Annotated in this window: 13 protein-coding genes and 1 other RNA gene; 3 read left to right on the plus strand and 11 right to left on the minus strand. The window is 51.2% G+C overall.

Features of this window, described 5'->3' with window-relative positions; all coding sequences use genetic code 11:
• Window positions 1–3: 3 nt before the first annotated feature.
• The 10 genes from IPF95_11050 to IPF95_11095 form a co-directional block, all read right to left on the minus strand.
• Window positions 4–810: an SDR family oxidoreductase gene (locus IPF95_11050; GenBank protein ID MBK6475227.1), complete on the minus strand. Its 807-nt coding sequence runs from the start codon at window positions 808–810 to the stop codon at window positions 4–6.
• 124 nt (window positions 811–934) lie between these two features.
• An RNA gene (ffs, locus tag IPF95_11055) (signal recognition particle sRNA small type) lies at window positions 935–1,033 on the minus strand.
• Window positions 1,034–1,249: 216 nt separating this feature from the next.
• Window positions 1,250–2,032: a fibrobacter succinogenes major paralogous domain-containing protein gene (locus IPF95_11060; GenBank protein ID MBK6475228.1), complete on the minus strand. Its 783-nt coding sequence runs from the start codon at window positions 2,030–2,032 to the stop codon at window positions 1,250–1,252.
• Between the two features lie 4 nt (window positions 2,033–2,036).
• A complete protein-coding gene (locus IPF95_11065) occupies window positions 2,037–2,783 on the minus strand; it encodes a fibrobacter succinogenes major paralogous domain-containing protein (protein ID MBK6475229.1) in 747 nt (248 codons plus the stop codon).
• Window positions 2,784–2,866: 83 nt separating this feature from the next.
• Entirely contained in the window at window positions 2,867–3,607 is a 741-nt protein-coding gene (locus tag IPF95_11070; GenBank protein ID MBK6475230.1) for a fibrobacter succinogenes major paralogous domain-containing protein, read from the minus strand.
• A 67-nt stretch (window positions 3,608–3,674) separates the two neighbouring features.
• Window positions 3,675–5,279 carry a hypothetical protein gene (locus IPF95_11075; GenBank protein ID MBK6475231.1) on the minus strand — a complete coding sequence of 535 codons (1,605 nt, stop codon included), beginning with the start codon at window positions 5,277–5,279 and terminating at the stop codon, window positions 3,675–3,677.
• Window positions 5,280–5,802: 523 nt separating this feature from the next.
• Window positions 5,803–7,605, minus strand: a complete 1,803-nt coding sequence (locus IPF95_11080; GenBank protein MBK6475232.1) for a hypothetical protein — start codon at window positions 7,603–7,605, stop codon at window positions 5,803–5,805.
• Window positions 7,606–7,991: 386 nt separating this feature from the next.
• Window positions 7,992–8,744, minus strand: a complete 753-nt coding sequence (locus IPF95_11085) for a response regulator transcription factor (GenBank protein ID MBK6475233.1) — start codon at window positions 8,742–8,744, stop codon at window positions 7,992–7,994.
• Window positions 8,745–8,809: 65 nt separating this feature from the next.
• On the minus strand, window positions 8,810–10,651 hold the full coding sequence (locus tag IPF95_11090; GenBank protein ID MBK6475234.1) for a tetratricopeptide repeat protein: 1,842 nt from the start codon (window positions 10,649–10,651) through the stop codon (window positions 8,810–8,812).
• Window positions 10,652–10,769: 118 nt separating this feature from the next.
• The gene (locus IPF95_11095; protein ID MBK6475235.1) at window positions 10,770–13,157 is read right to left on the minus strand and encodes a choice-of-anchor L domain-containing protein; all 2,388 of its coding nucleotides are present in this window, start codon (window positions 13,155–13,157) and stop codon (window positions 10,770–10,772) included.
• Window positions 13,158–13,829: 672 nt separating this feature from the next.
• On the opposite strand from IPF95_11095, the gene IPF95_11100 reads away from it, so the two are divergent.
• Genes IPF95_11100 through IPF95_11110 form a run of 3 tightly spaced genes read left to right on the plus strand, consistent with a single transcriptional unit; the run spans window position 13,830 to window position 17,329 of the window.
• On the plus strand, window positions 13,830–14,906 hold the full coding sequence (locus IPF95_11100; GenBank protein MBK6475236.1) for a class I SAM-dependent methyltransferase: 1,077 nt from the start codon (window positions 13,830–13,832) through the stop codon (window positions 14,904–14,906).
• Between the two features lie 14 nt (window positions 14,907–14,920).
• Complete coding sequence (locus IPF95_11105) at window positions 14,921–15,877, plus strand: glycosyltransferase family 2 protein (protein ID MBK6475237.1); 957 nt, start codon at window positions 14,921–14,923, stop codon at window positions 15,875–15,877.
• A gap of 48 nt (window positions 15,878–15,925) precedes the next feature.
• Window positions 15,926–17,329, plus strand: coding sequence for a hypothetical protein (locus IPF95_11110; protein MBK6475238.1), 1,404 nt, complete (start codon window positions 15,926–15,928; stop codon window positions 17,327–17,329).
• A gap of 142 nt (window positions 17,330–17,471) precedes the next feature.
• On the opposite strand, the gene IPF95_11115 is transcribed toward IPF95_11110, so the two are convergent.
• Window positions 17,472–19,145 (minus strand): L,D-transpeptidase family protein, encoded by a 1,674-nt coding sequence (locus IPF95_11115; GenBank protein MBK6475239.1) that lies wholly within the window; start codon window positions 19,143–19,145, stop codon window positions 17,472–17,474.
• Window positions 19,146–19,174: the final 29 nt, after the last annotated feature.

Consider the following 19,174-nt stretch of genomic DNA (forward strand, 5'->3'; position numbering starts at 1 on the left):
GAACTATTCGTAATGTTTGCGTAACATCCGCATGAACATCCGAGCAGGCATGATCTTCTTCAACTGTACACTGAACTTTTGAATGCCTTGAGCTACACGGTAAACGGTCTTTGGTCTTGATGACGAAATGATCTTCAACACAACTTGAGCCAACTCATCCGGATCACGGCTGTAATGCATGCTACCACCGAGTATTTCCATGGCTTTTTCGTAGCCCGGTTTATTGGCTTCGCTGATCACCTCCGGCTTCAACCTGCTTGTTGCAATGTTGGTATTGAACTCGCCGGGTTGCACCGTGACCACATCGATCCCGAAGCGATCCACTTCGGTACTCAGCGATTCGCTATACCGATCCAATGCCGCTTTGCTTGCGCTATAGAAAGAACGATAAGGCAACCCGAAATTTGCAGCGATGCTACTGATGTTGATGATCAGGCCTTTTTTCTTTTCGCGCATGAACGGCAATACGGCACGGCAGACACGGTGCGGCCCTAGGACGTTGGTATCGAAAAGCGTCTTGGCAAGTTCGGGTGTTATATCCTCCGCAGGTCCTTGTATACCAAGCCCAGCATTGTTCACCACCACATCAATGCGACCTTCTTGCGCAACTACCGTGCGAATGGCTTGTACGACGCTGGTTTCATCGGTAACATCCATAGTGAGCATCCGGAAACCGGCTTCCGTATCGCCATTGCTTTTGCGCGATGTGCCGTAAACAACATGACCGGCAGCGGCCAAGCGTGTGCAAATGCTCTTACCCAACCCACTGGAGCCACCAGTAACCAGAATCACTTTAACAAATTCGGACATGGCCGAAAGGTATGTCTCAGAGGAGAAAGTAGGTTGGGTGGAAGCGGTCTGACCTGACCGACCCATAGTGGCGTAAGATCATCGACGAAGTGTAGCGACCACCAAAAAAAACAGGGCAAAAAAAGTGGGACAAGCTACCTGCATCGCTCCGCTACAACCGTTTACCCTTGCTGCCTTCCAGCCCTGGGGGATTCAACGGGAGCTGGTCGTACAGGACTTGTCCCGGCGCAAAGGTAAGGGTTCAGCGATTGTGTTCAATGGGTGAATTCAACACAGATGTTTTTTACCAGCAATGAATCATTGTGCTAAAATTTAGATGGATGCTCGATGCGTTACGTACTCTGCCGCAGGTGAGCAAGCAATCGCACAGAACAGCAAGACCAAATCTGTTGGCAGCATATGAGTAGTGCGAAGTAGCGTTGCACATCCTCGGTGGATGTTAGTCTTTCACACACCGGCATGAATGGCCATAGCCCGGTTGGTCGCTGCCCATATCGTGGTGGTAACGAAGTACACCAGTATTGTCATTGCGTAATTGCCGTATCCATCCTTCGAACACCGCCGGTGTGGAGGTCCAGAACGTAGCAATGGAACCCATACCAGCATAGCTTGAGCCTGGCATTGCGCGTTGACCCGACGCCAAGGCTGAAAATCCGCTGGAATTAGTGACACCAGCGTTCGGGTCTGCCCAAGTGGCAAAGTCCTTCAATTTACCACCCACATTCTGGCTGGACCCGCGCACCGCACCGTAACCACCGGGAGCAAGTGAATCCAGCTGAGAGATCGGCATGCCGAGGTAAAGCTCCAATTGCGCCCATTCCGTATCGGTAGGTACGTGCCAACCCTGTGGGCAAATACCACGGGCATCGTTCACCGCTCCATAGCCATAAAGAAACCCATGTTCAATAATTGTTGGTAGCGCGTTACCGTAAAGGCAATAGGCGTTGCTGCCGGGTAGGCTCCAATCGGTTGCTTCAGGCATGTACGGGATGCTATCGCCATTGCGGTATTTCCGTACGCGCAGGTTCTCAGCCATCCATGTTTGTCCGCCGATCACCACCGTATCGTATGCGTTGCCTTCAACATCCACCAAGCCTAGTTGGGGCGTTGGTGTGGGTTGGGGTTGTGGTTCCTCTTCTTTGTCCTTTTTGCAGGAGGTAATGAGCAAGAGGGCAACTGCTAGGTATGGCGCAAAGCGTATCATCGTTCTCGATAGTTTCATTGGATCAGTCTTTCACGCAACGACAGGAGTATCCGGCACCGGGCGCATCGCTGCTCTGTGCCGGGGAACGGCGGATCACGCCCGCTGAACCATCCCAGATCGACCTATACCAATCGGAACTACCTCCGGGTGTCCAATAGAATGCACTAGCGTAAGTAATGAAACCATTTTGCTGTGCATTGCGCGCCCTAGCTGGCAGTAAGCTCATTCCGGAACTGTTTGTCACGCTGTCCAAAGTGGGCCAAAATTGAAGGGCTTTGAGCTTTCCGGCTACGTTCGCAGCTAATCCCCGATAGCCGTAACTAGGGTAGCTGTTCATTGTCACTTCGGCAGGGTCCATGCCCAGCGCCAGCTCCAGTATGCCCCAGTCCGCGTCGGTGCCGGGATGCCATCCGACCGGGCAGAGTCCGCGGATATCGTTGAACGCTCTATAATTGTAAAGCAGGCCATAAATGCTTTTGTTACCCATGTCATTATCCAACACTGTACTCTGCGGGTTGGAGTTGTTCCAGTTTGCATTGCTTGTATCGAACAGGATCGTATCCCCGTTGTTGAACCGGGTTACTTGAAGGTTCTCCGTGAACCAGGTGAGACCCGCAATTGTGAGTGTGTCATAGTAGTTGCCGTCAATGTCTACTATGCCTGTTTGGGGCACAGGTGGGGGCTGGGGTTGTGGTTCATCTTCTTTGTCCTTTTTGCAAGCGACAAGGACGAGGAGCGCAGCACAAGTTATCAGTAGTTCAGGTCGCATAGGTTGTTGGTTATTGATTGTTTTACAGGGTGTCTATGGGGTTGGATGCCGGCTGTGCCACAGGAGATAATAGATGCAAGGGATCAGTCCCGCACACAGCGACAGGAGAATCCGTCGGTCAACTGGGACTCGTAACGGAAAATACCTGGATTATCGTGGCCCATGAACCGGGTCCAAGCACTAGACGGGTTAGCTGATGTCGAAGTCCAAAAGTGTCCTTGAATACCGATCTGGATATACCAATCAACGCTTGTGCTGTATCTGAATCCTCCTGGTAGCGCGGTGAACCCCGAACTGTTGTTCGCTCCGGTGTTCGGGCTGCTCCAGAGCTGTGTGGATTTAAGCTTGCCACCTACATTTTGGGCGAGGCCGCGGAATCCGGTCATTGTAGACTCGGTTCCGAGCATCCCATTGGCGATCTCCAACATTATCCAGTCATTATCGGTGGCCACATGCCAACCGCTTGGGCAGAGCCCACGTGCATCAGCCACCGCGTAACCATTGTATAGTTTACCATAAGTGCTGTTGTTACTGCTGGCATCGTCATAGTAGGCGTATGCTCCAATGGAGGTTCCTTGCCAATCCGCCCAATCCAATCCTGTTACGATCGAGTCACCATTGCGGTATTTGCTTACGCGCAGGTTCTGTTTCATCCAAGTGTTGCCGCCGGCCACAAGGGTGTCGTAGGTGTTCCCATCTATGTCTTGGATACCTTGCGCCGTTGGAGACGGGGATGAGGGTGCTGGTGTGGGGGAAGCCTTTTCCTTTTTGCAGGCGAAAAGAAGAACTGGCACAAGTAGAATGAAGAAAATTCGAGCTGTCATGTCCGTGATGATGTTTGAATGCTTTTTGTGACCGGGAAAGCGTACTCCCTCCTTGGGGCTAATCAGGTTATTTGGTAACTTGTATGCTCATCTTGCCATTCGGGCTACTGAAAACGAGCAGGTAATTGCCGGATGCGAGGTCTGTAGGCATGCTGATAGATTGCGTATGGTCACCGGCGGGCATAAGGGTGCCATTGAGGTAGGTCGTAAGCAGAGAACCCTTTGTGTCATGCAGCGCGATATTCAATAACTCAGGACGGCGCAATGAATAACTTAACGTTGTGGGCCCTGAAATCGGGTTGGGGTAAACCAAGACTTCTTGTTCAACGAGAGATAGTTCGAGTATACCGACCACGCCGGGAAGGAACCGTGACACCATAACGATATCTTCAGAAGGTAGGTTGAGATCTGACTCTCCAGCTAGAATGATCCGGTTTAGATCATCAATGGCGAGACCAAATGCCGCATCCCGATCATCGACGGTTGCTACTGCACATCCGTTAATGCCAAAATCACTATCCAAGTTACCTGACGGAAAAAAACGGCAGACCAATTGAGCCCAATGATTATTTGCATCATCTCGAGTTCCTGCTACAAGAATTTTGTTGTCCGATTGAACCTTAACATTGGCGAATTTGATACCTCCGTTCACGTAGTCCATCTCGATGAATCCATTCGTTCCAAATCCGGTATCAAAAGTCCCATTCGCATTCAAACGCGCCACGAAACCACTGTGTGAAACGGCACCCTCAATTTCCCCCGCTAACAAATACTTGCCATCTGACTGGATCTGAATTGATTTGCAAGAGAAACTACGTTGAGGATCAGACCAAAGAAACCGACCATTGGTTCCGAAGGTCGGGTCCAAGACCCCGTCATCATCATAGCGGACTACGGCAATCTCTGTTAGTAGGTTAGCATATGCCCATCCAGCGGCGATCAATTTTCCGTCTTGGTGCACGGCAATGTCCTCTATACCTGCAGTGTAACCATTAAACCCTGTGATCGCTGCGCCGAAGGTGCCATAATTAATATTCGGAGTACCATTGGAATTCAACTTCATCACGACGAATTCGCGGTCGGATACATGATCCCAAATGTTTCCTCCGACATAGATATCATCTTCCGTATCGATTGCAACACAGGTTGCTACTGAAGCAAACGAACCAGGGCTGAGTTGTAATGAGCCACCGTTGATGAACGATGGGGAGTAAACACCTGTGGAACTCAAGGCAACAACGTTCATTAACTCTCCGGTTGGAATGGTGATGTTGGAAGTACCGACCGCGATGATGGTCCCATCGGATTGTAGGGCGATATCCTGCCCATCGGAGTATTGTTCTCCATATTCGAATCGACCATCGACGGAGAACGTGTTATCCAAAATGCCGGATTCGTTAAACCTAATTACGTACATGGTGGATCCGAACTGCCCAGGCGCCTTGTTCTTCCCTATTGCTACTATCCTGTTGTTCGCATCAGTTACCACCGACTTCAAGGATGAAACGTGGCCGACTATTGCAGGCGTCGCAATACCGTCTTGCGAGAATGATGGATCGAGTTCCCCGGTCTGCGCGATACCGAGTCCGGGAAATGTCAAAAGTGCCAATACGCTCCATACGGAACCTAGTATATGTGGGGGAAGGCAAGAGCGATTTGATGTCTTCTTCATTGTGGTTGTGGATTGGACTTAAAGTTTGATGTTGAGAGTGATTCGATCCTTTAGTTTGCTAACACTACACTTATGGTGCGAGCTTCTTGCGTGGTTACAACAGTGTACATTCCTAGGTGCATGAGCACAAGAACTATCCGGTATGTATGGGAACTCTTCAGGAGTTGGAGCATGTGGTGAGGATTGAAAGTGAAGTAATAGTGGTACTTAAGTGATTATGCAGATATCATTCCCAAAACTAGATCGCAGTATGATCCCGCAGCATATAACTTTAGTTATAGTCGTTCTTGCTGAAACCATCAATGCATCAAAACAAGAAAAACATCCGGAAAACCCAAAGCACCAATGCCTAGCGTGAACGTATTCTCGCACAACTGGCAAGGTCCGGTTCATAAGTGGGGGAGTGCTTTTGGTGAATTTCATTGTAGATCATTCTATGCTTTAGGAAGAGGTTTTCCAACGGTCCCTGATCGCGGCTAATGCCGATCGGCTTTCGGTTCAGTTGGCATATCTCTACCATTGACTACTCGACTTTCAAATAGTGGCGAACTTGAGCTTGGGCAAATTGCTCGCCCCCATTCTTCGGCTTTCGATCGAGTATGCCTGGTTCGATCTTCAGTATGCGCTCGTAATAGGGCTTATAGTCCCGTGCAGGTTCCTCGTTGAATTGGAGCATGGCCACGGCCATCGGACCCTCGATCCGATCAGGGAAGGTCTCCATCATCCAATCGCCTAACTGGAACGCGCGCTCGGTCAGCTCCTTACGATCGACCGGATCGCTGTGATACAACCAGGTCGCACATAAAGTGAACAGCACATCTGGAGTATATACCGGTTCGCCGGGGCGATCCAAGGCGCTGAGGAACGCGATGAATTCTTCGATCGAGAAGTCTTGGTAGGCGACTTGCAGATAGTCGTCGATGTAGTGATAGTTCGTATCGATCAATGTGGCTTCGCAGTGCAAAAACACTTGTGCAGCACTGTCAGGCCCTACCGATAGCATCCATTTCACGAATTGTGTGGGCGTTGGACATGTAGTTGCAGAATGCACATAAACTTCGTTATGCGCAAGGACTTCCCCAGGTGCTACGTACTGATACCACCAACCACTTCTGTTCTCAATATCTTTTGGGGTGAGCGCTTGACCCCGACCCGTCGCGTGAAGGATGAACTTCAGGACCGACTCGCAAAGCAGGGGATAATTTGATGCGGCAAGTATGCGTTCCTTGGGTTCCTTTATTAGATCGGTGCTCAAGGCCGTGCATGCTGCACCCAGCGATGTGAATTGATCATGCTCCATGCCCTCCACCGTAATGTAGGTGCGCGCTGCTGAGGTGAAACGGTCCAGTAAATAGAACTCCGCACCCGTCTGTGCCGCGCAATAGATCGGAAAGTCGAAGAGGCTCTTCTTTTCGTCCGTGAAAGGGCTGTCTTTCTTTCCGACGAAGTCGTACATCGCTCGGGCCAAGTCATTATCCAACAGCACCAAACTGTTCACATCCCGGTTGCCTTGGGCCACGTAGCAAGGAATATAGTTGGCTCCATAACTATGCCCCATAAGCACGACCTGATCGGATGAGTTCGGTGCATAGTCTGTGCGATGGCGTATTAGGAAACCGATGTCGCCAACAGTAGCGTCCAAGTCACCTACACCAACTTCACTCCCACTGTCGTTATCCTGAAAAGCGCTTGACACGCAGACCATGCCATGTGAAGCCAAGTACTCCAGCAGCATCCAGGATTCATCAATCGTTCCGCCCAGCCCTTGATGGTAGATGACCAAGGGATGGTCGCCCATCATCGGGTTTGCATTCCGGTAGCTGGATGTTTGCTTGTCCCAGTAGGCGGCTTGGAGTTGCTCGCGCTGGTCATCGAGCAGGCCGGTGTCCGCTTTCAAATTCTCGAGGTCGAGGTACTGATCTGCACAGTACCACTTGCTGAACGTGGTGGAATACTCCTTTAGCGTATCGATGAATGACACAATGGTATCGTTGGTAGGAAATTCGAACAATTCACGAACGCGTATTGGCAGATCGTTCGGGGCGGCTGTGGGATACCACACGTTCACCAGTATCGGTCGGCCCACCGATGGTTTCGCGGCGAGCGTGGTGTCGCCCATGTTCAGATCATACGTACGGCTCGTATCGAACAACACCATGCTCTTGAAGCCGACAGCGAGCGGTCCGTGATCGAGTGCTGAAAGCAATTCAGGCGCGGATGGATCTTGGTCAGGTACCTGTCCGAAGAGCATCGCCGGAGCCGAGCAGAGTGCGAATAGCAGCAGTAGGGCAGGACAGGCTCGGAATGGTTTTGGTTCTAGTTGCATGACTTCATAGTTGAGGTGGTGCTGTGCAAATCGAGCAGTGAACTTCGGTTCATGGTTTGGATCCTGCATTGAATGAGCACGTTCGTGGAATTAGACCATGAATGTGCAGTACTTCTCGTGTTCATTCGTTCCAAGGTTCGTAAGAGGATAGCTTCTTTCTTTTCGATCAAGACAAATGGAAGGCTTCTATGCTTATTGCACAATACCGGAAAACCGTGATTTTTTCATTGCCTGCCCCCTTCCGTGAATAACCATAACAGCGAATTAGGATCAGGAACAGGTACATCCGAAACACCAACGCACAAGGTGTACGGAAATGAGCACAAGTGGGAGGCTCTGGAACACAAGTGGTTGCTCGAGTGCCTTGCGAATTGCCTCTTTGACGATCACACTTTAGAAAGCCGGTCCATCAGGTCCTGCTTCTTGCGCTTGCTCACGGATAGGCTCGCGCCATCTGCCATAACCACCTCGCCACCTTCGCCGCGCACATACTTGATGATGTGTTTCACGGCCACAAAGTGTGAATGGTGAATGCGCACAAAATCATCCTGTGGAAGCAGGTCTTCCAATTGCCCTAGATTCCGGCTGATCACGACCGGCTTACGGTTCAGTTGTGCTATAGTGGTATAATGTCCATCTCCAAGGCAGTATAGGATATCGCACACATCAGCCATTACCAATCCGTCCATGGTAGGTAAGGCTAGCCGTTTTTGAGCTGCTTGTTTTTGGGCGAAATTCCGCTGTAGGGAGAGGAACTGTAGGGGCGTTTGCTCAGCCCGTGCAGAATCCATGGCCTTGTGGATCGCCGTAGCAAGCTCGACAGGGTCTATCGGCTTCAATAGGAAATCCAAGGCACTGAAGCGTATGGCCTTCACGGCGTAACCCACATGGGCTGTGGTGAAGATGACATAGGGGCGTTTTTCACCGAGCGCCTCCAGTAGTTCGAATCCGGTCGTGGTCCCAAGTTCAACATCGAGGAACATGATGTCCGGAGCCACTCTGGAAATAAGGTCAAGGCCGCTGCTCACGCCATCAGCTGAACCCAGTAACCGGAGATCGGAATGGTTGGTTTTGAGCAAACTGGATAAGGCCTTTTGGGCGTCTTCCTCGTCATCGATAATGACGGCGCTTAGGCTCATGCTCGAATGCTATGATTTCAATTGGCGAGCAATATAGTGGAGAAACCGATCCCAAGAACTGATGATCAATCGTCCAACCGCAGCGGTAGCAGAAGTTCTACGCGGGTACCCTGCGCCACATCCATATAACGGAAGCCGGCAGAGCGACCATGTTTTTTCCCGACCAGATCAAGCCGGGCCTGGGTTATGGCCGTTCCCAAGGATTGCTTTCTACGCGTGGTATCAGCCGCTATTGCCTTGTCCGCGCTCTTTCCTCGGCCTATTCCATCGTCTTCTATTATCATAAGTAGGTTTTGCCCCTGTTTGGAAAGATGAATAGTGAGATGGCCTTTGTCTTCTTTCTGCGCCAAACCATGCCATATGGCATTTTCCACGAAGGGTTGAGAGACCAAAGGTGGTACCAGCACCATTTCAGGATCAAGGCTTGGATCAACGATCACTTGGTAATCGAATCGTTCCTTGCAACGGATGCGTTCCAAATGGAGGTAAAGGTCCAATGCTTCAAGGTCATCCTTCAATGGCACTTCACTGTGACGTGAGTTCTCCAATACCAACCGCATCAAGCGGGCGAAACGTGCAAGAAACGATACTGCCGCGTTGGTCGCATTCTCCTGTACAAAGGCACTGATGGAGTTCAATGCGTTGAAGATGAAATGCGGGTTCATCTGGCTCCGTAATGCTTGGATCTCCAGTTCCGCCGAATCCCGTTCGTACCGAGCTTTCCTCCGACGGCGATCACTTATCGTAAACGCCGAAATGCCACCGACCAACAATACGCCTCCACCACCTAAGCCCCATGCGCGGTTCCGGTTGCGGTCAGCGCGTAAACGCTCGATCATGCGTTCATTTTCCATCTGGGCGAGTTCGGTGCGGTGCTCCAAGCTGTCGGTCAACATTTCCATTCGAAAAGCCGACCGCACATTGGCCCGCGCCACCTCCACACGGTCTTCCTCCTTCTGCAAGCTATCGCGCATACGTACATGGAGTTCGTACGCCGGCAGGGCGAGGGCGGCATTGCCCAACGCTTTGTACGCATCATAGACCAAGTGGGCGCTCTCCATCATCTCCCAGGGCAGCGATGCGGACCTGGCTATTGCTAAACTACGCTGCCCATGCGCTAAAGCTTCTGCGGGTTTCCCCATTCTCAGAGCCATGCTTCCTAAACCGCGGTTCACCATCGCAAGGAGGTCAGCGTCACCTATTGTTCTGGCCAATTCGTTTGCTCGATCGTACTCGATGGAAGCCTGGCCGTAATCCTTTTTTAGAGCGCGGACGATCCCTAAGTTGTACAGTGCGATGCACTTGTTGCGTTCACGCCCTGGTGCTTCGTTGAACAAGGTGGCTGTTTGGTACATTTCCAACGCAAGGGTAGTATCGCCGCTCTCCCGCAACAACCCGGCGTAGTTGATCAGCGTTGCGCCTTGGGATGCTGTATCTCCTATGGCCCTGCCCAATTCTAGTGATCGTTCAAAGTGGATCTTGGCCTCAGCATTCTCACCGAGTTCATGCAGTATGTTCCCAACGTTGCTATGCCCAATTGCTGAACGCCGGGCATCACCGCGTTTTTCCATGATCTTCAATGATCGCTTGAAATGATCCAAGGCTCTGGGATAGTCTCCGGTCTCCTGCAAGGAAGCTCCTTGGGCATTCAGGGCCCACGCCTCGTACTTCGTATTTCCTTTCCTCCTTGCCAGATCCAGGACCAACCCCGCCAATACATAGGCCGTATCGGGTTTGTTGAACATGTAGTGATCGAAGGTGATGTAATCCATTGCCTGCATCCGTGCAGTATCCGGTAGACTTTCATCATACCAAACACGCCACAGGGAGTCCAGTTCCTGCGCTTTTGTGTTCCAGGAAGGCCCAAGGCCGGCGCATATCATTAGCAGGATCAACAACCGCAACATGTTCGGTGAATTTTCCGAAATATACGGGTATGGATAACCTCAATTCGTGATCAGGGACAGAATAGAAAGAACGGACAAAGTGGTGGCGAAGGGGTCTTTGTGGAAAGGTATTCCGCTATCAAAAGCCACCATCATCAGCAAGCAGTGTTACATGCGACATTCCAGCAGTGGTGGGCATTTGCTCACCTGCTACCCGGTATTGGCACACATACACACCCGTCGGTGCTTGTTGTCCATCGGCCAAACGACCATCCCATTGTGCACTTGTGCCGCTAGCTTCGAAAACGATGGAACCCCAGCGATCGAAGATGACGAACTCCAATAAGGACATATCGTGTCCAACAGGTCCGAAACTATCGTTAATGCCATCGCCATTTGGGGTGAATGCGTTCGGGAAGTAGACGTGAGCCATTGGCTTAAAGTGAACGGTGTCCGTGGCTATGCATCCGATCGACGTAGTGATCGTGAGTTCCACGATGTGGTTTTCGAGATCCATATAGCTGTGTGTTGGAGCATTACTTGTTGACCATGCGCCATCGCCAAAGTCCCAATCGTAGGTGGCAACCAGCGGTGAACTGCTAGCCGTGAAGGACCATTCATCCGCACCTACATTGATGGCGTAGATATCCGTAACAGGCCGCTCGATCTGCACCAGCATGGAAGCACTGGCCTCGTATCCGCACTGGTCGGTCACTTCCACTGTATACTGTGTAGCATCATTGGGCGAAACGGTGATGTTACCGTTGTTGGTCTGTAGGTCTGCCCATAGGAAGGTATGTACACCGGAACCACCTGTAACTAAGGCAGATAGCTCCGTTGATGCATCCGCGCAGATCGTACCTGCACCTGAGATCGAGACCACCATTGGGGCATGAACCGGCACCAAGGTGTTGATTGTTGCTTGGCCGATGCTACCGCAAACATCCGTGGCCGTAACAGTATAGGACATGTCCGATGTGACCAACACTGTGAAGAGGCTGTCGGTTGAAAGTGCGTTGCCTTGTGCATCGGACCAACTGTACGCGTAAGGGGGAAGACCGCCGGTGACCTGTTCCACAGCGATCGTGGTGGCATCACCTCCGCAGAAAACGGTGGTATCCGCACTGGTCACCAATGCGAGTGGGGCATATTGCACCATGCTCACCAAGAAGGAATCCACCACCGTAAGACCGCATTGGTCCGTAGCCGAGAATACATGGTACTGTGGTGTTGTCGTGACGATCGGCACTACGCCTTGCTGCGTACCCACCAAACTGTCGTTCACTGTCCACTGGTAAGAATATGTACCTGGGCCCATGCCCGAAAGAGTAGGTACCACAGTTCCGGAGAAGTTGCAAGGAAGTGTAATGTCTTGGGGCATAGCCACCACCATTGGCTGAGGAGTAATGAGGATTGAGTCCGTTGCGGTTGCACCACAGGCATCGGTCAGGTGCAGTGTGTAGGTATGTGCGCTATCGGCAACCACAGTGAGCATGTTCGCAGCTGAAATGATGTTCCCACCGGTCTCCCAAGCGTAAGTGTATGGTGCCACACCGGGTGTTTGAATGAACGGCATGAGGTTGTTGCTCCCCAAGCATGCTGTGTTCGGGCTGGCTGCATTGATGTTCACAACAGGTGCCGGGCTGGCGAAGGTGCCACCTTGCAGAAAGATGGCTGAGTCATAGATGGAATCTCCGGCATCACCAATGGCGATCTTGATCCGGTACTGCTGGCCGCACTGCACCTGCGCTGAGGCTGTCAGTACCACAGTGCTCCCATTGTACCGCATTACGGTGTTGTCGGGGTTGTTGTCATTGCCATTGCCCACATAGTACACGCTATTGGCCTGCCAATTGGGGTCGATATTCGCGCAGTTTGCAATTGCTGCCTGTGAAGCGGGATCGGTTCCTATCTGCCCATTGTTCACGGAATTGATCGTTACCGGAACATTGGTCCCTGGTAATACGGCCAAGTTGCGTGCGTTGTTGGAGAATGGCCCAGTGATGCCTGGCCCACTGAGAAAGAAACCGAACGCATCATTGAAGGCGCCGCACACAAACCCCGGGTATTCCTCTGATGCAAATACGAATCGGAAGCTGATCGTGTTTCCCGTAGGCACGAAGGAGAAGTCGAGTATGGCAGCATCCCTTATAGCGGTCCCACCGGTCAATATCATAAGGTCGGGGTCATTGTTTATACCACCCACGGCTGGATCGTTCCCTTGAAGGTTCGCCCCGGCTATGTCGGCATTGTTCGGTCCAACTGCTCTTGTCGCAATGCCAGTAGACAGAATAACACCTTGTGTTATGCCCACATTCGAATTCGAGCTATTGAAGGATGCGAACTGCGGGTCCACTATGTTCGGCGCATTACCGCTGAAAGTAATGTTCGATGCCAATATGCCGTTCCCAAGCAAGACGTTCTGAACCAACTGCAAAGGTGTTTGCGATGGATCTACCGTAAGCTGGGCGTTCACTGTGAAAGACAGTAAGCAGGCGAGGATCAAAAGGTGGGTTTGAGTTTTCATGTTCGTTTTTGTTGGGTCAAAGAGACTGCCTCGGCTAAGTGATCCAATACCGGAATGCGCAATTGGCGGGTAGGTGGACACAAGTGGGAATGTCCATGGACCGGGCGCATCCGGTAAGGTCTCAGTCAGTTCCAAGACCTGTTCGATCATTTGGAGCATGCGAAAGTGTGCGTGTCGTGGTTATTAGTTCCTTGGCTCGGCGGAATGGTGGTTCCTACCTCGGCCATCACTACAAATGGAACACTTCGCCACCCGCTGCACAATACCGGAAAACCGTGAGTTCTAATGGCCAATGCCCTTGCTCAATGCAATGTCATTGGCGCACTATGCAAGACTTGTCAGCTCCTATGCCAGATGGTCTTGAACTGTCTTCAGCTCGATGCCGGAGAGGCCAACCGCATCCCTCGAGAACACGTCCCGTAGTGTCGGCCAGACATCCAAAGTCTTTATCGCTCACATCTTGAGCTTCGCGATCGGTGCCCTACCAGTTTATTTCAGCGCATCATGATCGTTTTCATCGAACGGTATGAGTTTGTCTGCACGGGGTCCTGATCAGTACTTGTGTACCTCCTAAGTTGATAAAGTGGCTTAACGTGGCCGCCGTAACCCGCACAACCCGTATCCTTGCAGTTCGTTGATCCGTGGATTAGCGAAGGAATTGATAGAAGCAGCATGCACAAAGAGTTCGAAGAAGATACCGCTACCATGGACGAGGCCAAAGAGGCCGCTGAACGATTGTCCTTTTATCCCATGATGTTCCAGGCTGCCATGGCCATGAATCGTTTGGGCGTATTGAAACATGTTGCCGATGCCAGGAAGGAAGGTGTGTCTTCTGAAGCGATCAGTAAAGCGTGTGGCATTTCGCAATATGGCGTTGAAACATTACTCGAAGCTGGTCTTAGCTTGGGTTTGGTGAAGTTGGTAAAGCCATATACCTATCGCTTGGCGAAAATGGGTGCGTTCTGGCTGAAGGATAAACAGACCATAGCGAATGCGGATTTTATCCATGACGTATGCTATAAAGGCACGTTCCATCTGGATGAAGCGATCAAGACCGAAGGACCTTCGGGTCTGAAAGAACTTGGTGATTGGCCCAATATCTACCACGGTTTATCGCAGCTTCCTGCGCAAGCAAAGGAGAGTTGGTTCAAGTTCGATCACCTTTATTCTGACCAAGCTTTTCCCTATGCGTTGGATGTGGTTTTCGATAGAAAACCAAAGACCATGTTGGACATTGGTGGCAATACCGGAAAATGGTCCCTGAAGTGCGTGAAGCACGATCCCGATGTACACATAACCATCGTCGACCTGCCAGGCCAGTGCGCCATGGCCCGAGAACGTATCGAAGAAGCCGGAATGACTGCTCGGATCAGTACCCACGAACAGAATGTGCTGGAACCGAACTACACGTTGCCAAAAGGTGTTGACGCGGTGTGGATGAGCCAATTCCTGGATTGCTTCAGCCCGGAGCAGATCGTTCACATTCTCTCCCACGGAAAAGAAGCGCTCTCACCAGATGGTCGGTTGTACATCCAAGAAACGTTCTGGGACCAACAGGATAATGCTACTGCTACGTATTGCTTGCATGGAACTTCGCTCTACTTCACGGCGTTGGCCAATGGCAACAGCAAGATGTATGATTCCAATCGAATGAAACAATACGTAGAGGAGGCCGGTCTTGTTGTCGAAGAAGTGGTCAATAAGGTCGGGTATTTCCACTCGATCATGGTCTGCAAACTTCCCGGATAGCCCATCTTTGTGGTATGGACCTTACCGTCATCGTCCCGCTACTGAACGAGCACGAATCGTTGCCGATACTTGCCGAACGCTTGCATGGTGTGATCGGTGCAATGGGGCTGCAGTACGAAGTGATCTTCGTGGATGATGGTAGTCGAGATGGGTCATGGGAAGTGATCCAAGGTCTTGCGAAAGCCGATCCACGTGTAAAGGGTATTCGTTTTGGACATAACTATGGTAAAAGTCCGGCGCTGAATGAGGGTTTCCGTGCAGCTAAGGGCAATGTGGTCATTACGATGGATGCCGATCTGCAGGACGATCCGGACGAGATCCCGGAGCTTTATCGCATGATCGTTGAGGACAACTTTGATCTCGTAAGTGGTTGGAAAAAGAAACGCTTCGACCCATTGACCAAGACCATCCCCACCAAATTCTTCAACTGGACCACACGCCGTGTGAGCGGTGTAATGTTGCACGATTTCAATTGCGGTTTGAAGGCTTACAAGAACGAAGTGGTGAAGAGCATCGAAGTGTTCGGTGAAATGCACCGTTACATCCCGTTCATTGCGAAAAAAGAAGGATTCCACAAGATCGGCGAGAAAGTGGTGAAACACCATCCACGCAAATACGGAAAGACCAAGTTCGGTTTCGATCGGTTCATCAATGGATTCTTGGATCTGCTCACGATCACCTTCGTATTCCGTTTTGGTAGTAAACCGATGCACTTTTTCGGTTCACTGGGCTCCTTGATGTTCGTTCTCGGTTTCGCAGCTACAACATGGGTCGTGGGCGAGAAGTTGTGGTTCAGTTACATGCTGCACACGCATGCACCGCGCGTTGCGGATAGCGGCTTGTTCTTTGTCGCTCTCACTGCCATGATCATTGGCGTGCAGCTCTTTACCATGGGCTTCGTTGCAGAATTGGTGCGGCGATATAGCCCGGAGCGCAATGTCTATAAGGTGAAGGAGCGCTTAGGCCTTTAGCTATACTGGTCGGTGCCATCCGGCGAACAGTTCCCATCTTTACCGCTGATGTCGTCCCGCACATTTCAATGGCTTTTGCTGCTCTTGCTTCTGCTGGCACTCTCCCGGCATGTGTGGTTGGCTACGTATGTTCATCCCTATGCGGATGACCTTAGTTACGCTACCGTGGGCATGCGCTCCGGCCTTATGGAACGGTTGGTGTTGGAATACAACCACTGGAACGGGCGCTATTTCAGCAATATCCTCGTACTGCGCAGCCCCATGGTATTGGGTTTTGAACGCGGATTGTTCTGGTATCGTTTGGTGCCGCTTGCCTTGATGTTGCTTACATGGCTCGGTGCGTATCGGTTGATCAGGGCGCTGTTCCGTGGACTGCTCACCAATGCAAATGCGCGTATTGCTGGGTTGATCTTCTTGTTGGTCTACCTCAATGCTATGCCCGATGCCAGCGAAGGGTTCTATTGGTATACCGGCGCGGTCAGCTATCAGTTCCCTAGCGCGTTGATCTTGATCCTCGCAGCGCATTGGGTCAACTACTTGCAAGAACCAAGTAAGCCTATGCCACTTATACGCTCACTGTTCATGGGGTTGCTTGTAGTCGTGATCGCGGGTTGTAGCGAATTGCATATGGCGGTGCTTACGGCCGGACATGCAGTGTTGTTATTGGTCCAGAGACTGCGCACTGGCCAATGGAACAAAACGGTGGTGCTGTTCTTCTTGCTTTCAGTGATCTGTGCGTTAGTTGTTGCACTTGCACCCGGAAATGCAGTGCGCGGCGATAATTTCCCAATGAAACATGATCTGGTACACACAGGTCTTTGGAGTACGCTGCAATCCGGTAGGTTCATTGCGATCTGGGTTCTTACGACCGTGTTGTTGCCATTCTCAGTCTTGTTCATTGGCTGGTTGCGCAGTGCTGCTGTTGGAGCCTCTTGGTTCGCAATGAACAAATGGTTGGCAGCGGCCTTGCCAGTATCGGCGGTTCTTTTGGCGATGGTACTTCCATATTGGTCAACAGGGTTATTGGGTCAATATCGTACGGTGAATACGGCTTTGCTGCTCTTCATACCGCTGTGGTTCGTTGCACTTGCGGTGTGGGATGCACAGGTTTTCAGGAAGCGATGGCCGATCCAGTTGGATCTGCGGGGAACACATTGTGCACTGTTGCTAGTAACGCTTTTGTTCTTTGTTTGGGGGAGGGATATGAGTGTGAGCTTGGACCTGTTCACCGGTTCAGCAGCGCAGTACGATCATGAAATGCTCGATCGTTCTGCACGGATCGAGCAAGCGGTTGAGAACGGGAATACTGAGCTGGTGCTACCGCCTGTCACGCAACCACGCAGTTTGGTGATCACACAACCTGGAGCAGATCCAGATCAGTGGATGAACAGATCACTAGCTGAATTCTTCGGCAATAAGGATCTGGAACTTCGCGTGAAACCTTCACGGTAGTTCATTCGAGTATTTAGTTCACTCGAACTGATTCTCCTTTATTGAAGACGCAAATAGAAAGAGTGATACGCGCCTTTCATTCACGTTCATCCACGTTAAGTAACGGTTGATCATCACCGCCGTTTGGCGGGCGCACGGAACGTCACGGTAGATCCACCACCTCAGGAAGTGGAGGTGCAGCAGGGGCGCCAATGAAGATCTCCTTCGCCAATCGTTCATCCTGCCCATAGATATCATTTCGGAAATTCAATCCACTTTCTACACCGACCCAAGCCGTGAAATAACCGATCGTTACCGGTCTTCGATCTTTCAAAACAACGTATTGCTCCTTGCCACTGTGCATGGCTTTATCGATCTTTTGAGATGTCCATGTCGTATCGTTGCGCAAGAGGTATTCAGCCAATTCTTTCGGCTTGCTCAGTCGAATGCAACCATGACTGAATGCACGTTGCTCGCGCGCAAATCCACCTTTGCTCGGTGTATCATGAAAGTAGATGCTGTAGCTATTCGGAAACAGGAACTTCACTAACCCCAACGCATTTCTTGCACCCGGTTTTTGACGGATGATCGGATTCGCATCGGAACCACCGATCCGTTCCATTCCTTTTTTCTTCAAGTAGTTCGGATCCTTGGCCATCGCCGGTAGGATCTCGCCTTGCACAATGCTCTTCGGCACGCCCCAGTACGGACTGAAAACGATCGTGCTCAACGTATCACTGAAGATCACGGTGCGCGTTGCGGTATTACCGACGACCACATCCATGTTCCAGGCCTCTTCGCCGTTCTCGAAAATGTGCATGCGGAATTCCGGGATATTCACAAGGATCTGGTTCGGGGCATAGTTGCGTGGTACCCAACGCAACCGCTCCATGTTCACCAGCAAACTCCGTAATCTATCGCGAGGTGGCACATTGATCGCTGCCATGAATCCGTTTCCAATTATACCATCCGGGTGCAATCCGTGCCGTGATTGGAAACGCTGTACCGCGCGGACCAACGTACTATCGTAGTGTGGATCGCTCAATGAAACTGTGTCCTTCCCGTACATGAAATCACCTAACAAGGTCAAGCGTTGCCGAATATCACCAACTAATTGAGCCGAATCCAACGGTTCGATCTTTTTGCGTTCACCCAATGAAAGTTCCGGCCACGACCCTAGGCTATCCAGTGAGTGATATTTCTTCAGCTGCGCTTTAAGTAGCGCATATTGCGGATGCAAGGGCTCGATAGGCGATAGGTCCATATGGCCCGCCGCCATGGAATCCAAGAGCTGTGCATAGTCCTTTTTGCTCCGTGGTATGAACCAGTCCAATTCACGTAGATCCTTGCCCACGGTTCCACCGTATTGCTTATCCGCAAAGCGGAAGAACTGTGCCGTTAGCGATAGCTCAAGGTCCAACTGGCAGGTGTCGCACATTACTGTAGGTTTTCCGTCTACCTGTGTGCTACTTATCAGCATTTGGATGCGGTTTCGGAGCTCATCCACACCTTTGTATGCGCCATCTGCCGTTGTTACTAAGGAAAGGAATCCAGCTGCACTATGGGAAAGTGAGTCGTTCGCGAACCAAGCAAATTGAAAGTTCCGTCGCGCATAGAAGTCATTGATCCCAGCTGAATCGATCCTGCTCTCAGGATGAGCTGTGAGATAAACTTCGATATTGTCCGGAGCCAGTGTGCGGATACTATAGGCCTGCGGAGTTTCAAATACTTCCGTGATCTCCTGTGTTACCTCTACTAGCGTAGGCTTGGGTTCGGGTTGCTGGCACGCGAACAAGGTCAACGACAAAAATGCAGCAACGGCGTACGGTCGGATCATGCTCGGGATGCGGAACGCGGAAATAGACC

It is taken from the genome of Flavobacteriales bacterium (assembly GCA_016704485.1).
Classification (GTDB): Bacteria; Bacteroidota; Bacteroidia; order Flavobacteriales_F; family PHOS-HE28; genus PHOS-HE28.

Coding starts and splice junctions, on each gene's coding strand:
- IPF95_11110 (MBK6475238.1), top strand. CDS start 15,926: ATGTCGTCCCGCACATTTCAATGGCTTTTGCTGCTCTTGCTTCTGCTG.
- IPF95_11050 (MBK6475227.1), bottom strand. CDS start 810: ATGTCCGAATTTGTTAAAGTGATTCTGGTTACTGGTGGCTCCAGTGGG.
- IPF95_11090 (MBK6475234.1), bottom strand. CDS start 10,651: ATGTTGCGGTTGTTGATCCTGCTAATGATATGCGCCGGCCTTGGGCCT.
- IPF95_11085 (MBK6475233.1), bottom strand. CDS start 8,744: ATGAGCCTAAGCGCCGTCATTATCGATGACGAGGAAGACGCCCAAAAG.
- IPF95_11065 (MBK6475229.1), bottom strand. CDS start 2,783: ATGCGACCTGAACTACTGATAACTTGTGCTGCGCTCCTCGTCCTTGTC.
- IPF95_11080 (MBK6475232.1), bottom strand. CDS start 7,605: ATGCAACTAGAACCAAAACCATTCCGAGCCTGTCCTGCCCTACTGCTG.
- IPF95_11075 (MBK6475231.1), bottom strand. CDS start 5,279: ATGAAGAAGACATCAAATCGCTCTTGCCTTCCCCCACATATACTAGGT.
- IPF95_11095 (MBK6475235.1), bottom strand. CDS start 13,157: ATGAAAACTCAAACCCACCTTTTGATCCTCGCCTGCTTACTGTCTTTC.
- IPF95_11105 (MBK6475237.1), top strand. CDS start 14,921: ATGGACCTTACCGTCATCGTCCCGCTACTGAACGAGCACGAATCGTTG.
- IPF95_11060 (MBK6475228.1), bottom strand. CDS start 2,032: ATGAAACTATCGAGAACGATGATACGCTTTGCGCCATACCTAGCAGTT.
- IPF95_11100 (MBK6475236.1), top strand. CDS start 13,830: ATGCACAAAGAGTTCGAAGAAGATACCGCTACCATGGACGAGGCCAAA.
- IPF95_11070 (MBK6475230.1), bottom strand. CDS start 3,607: ATGACAGCTCGAATTTTCTTCATTCTACTTGTGCCAGTTCTTCTTTTC.
- IPF95_11115 (MBK6475239.1), bottom strand. CDS start 19,145: ATGATCCGACCGTACGCCGTTGCTGCATTTTTGTCGTTGACCTTGTTC.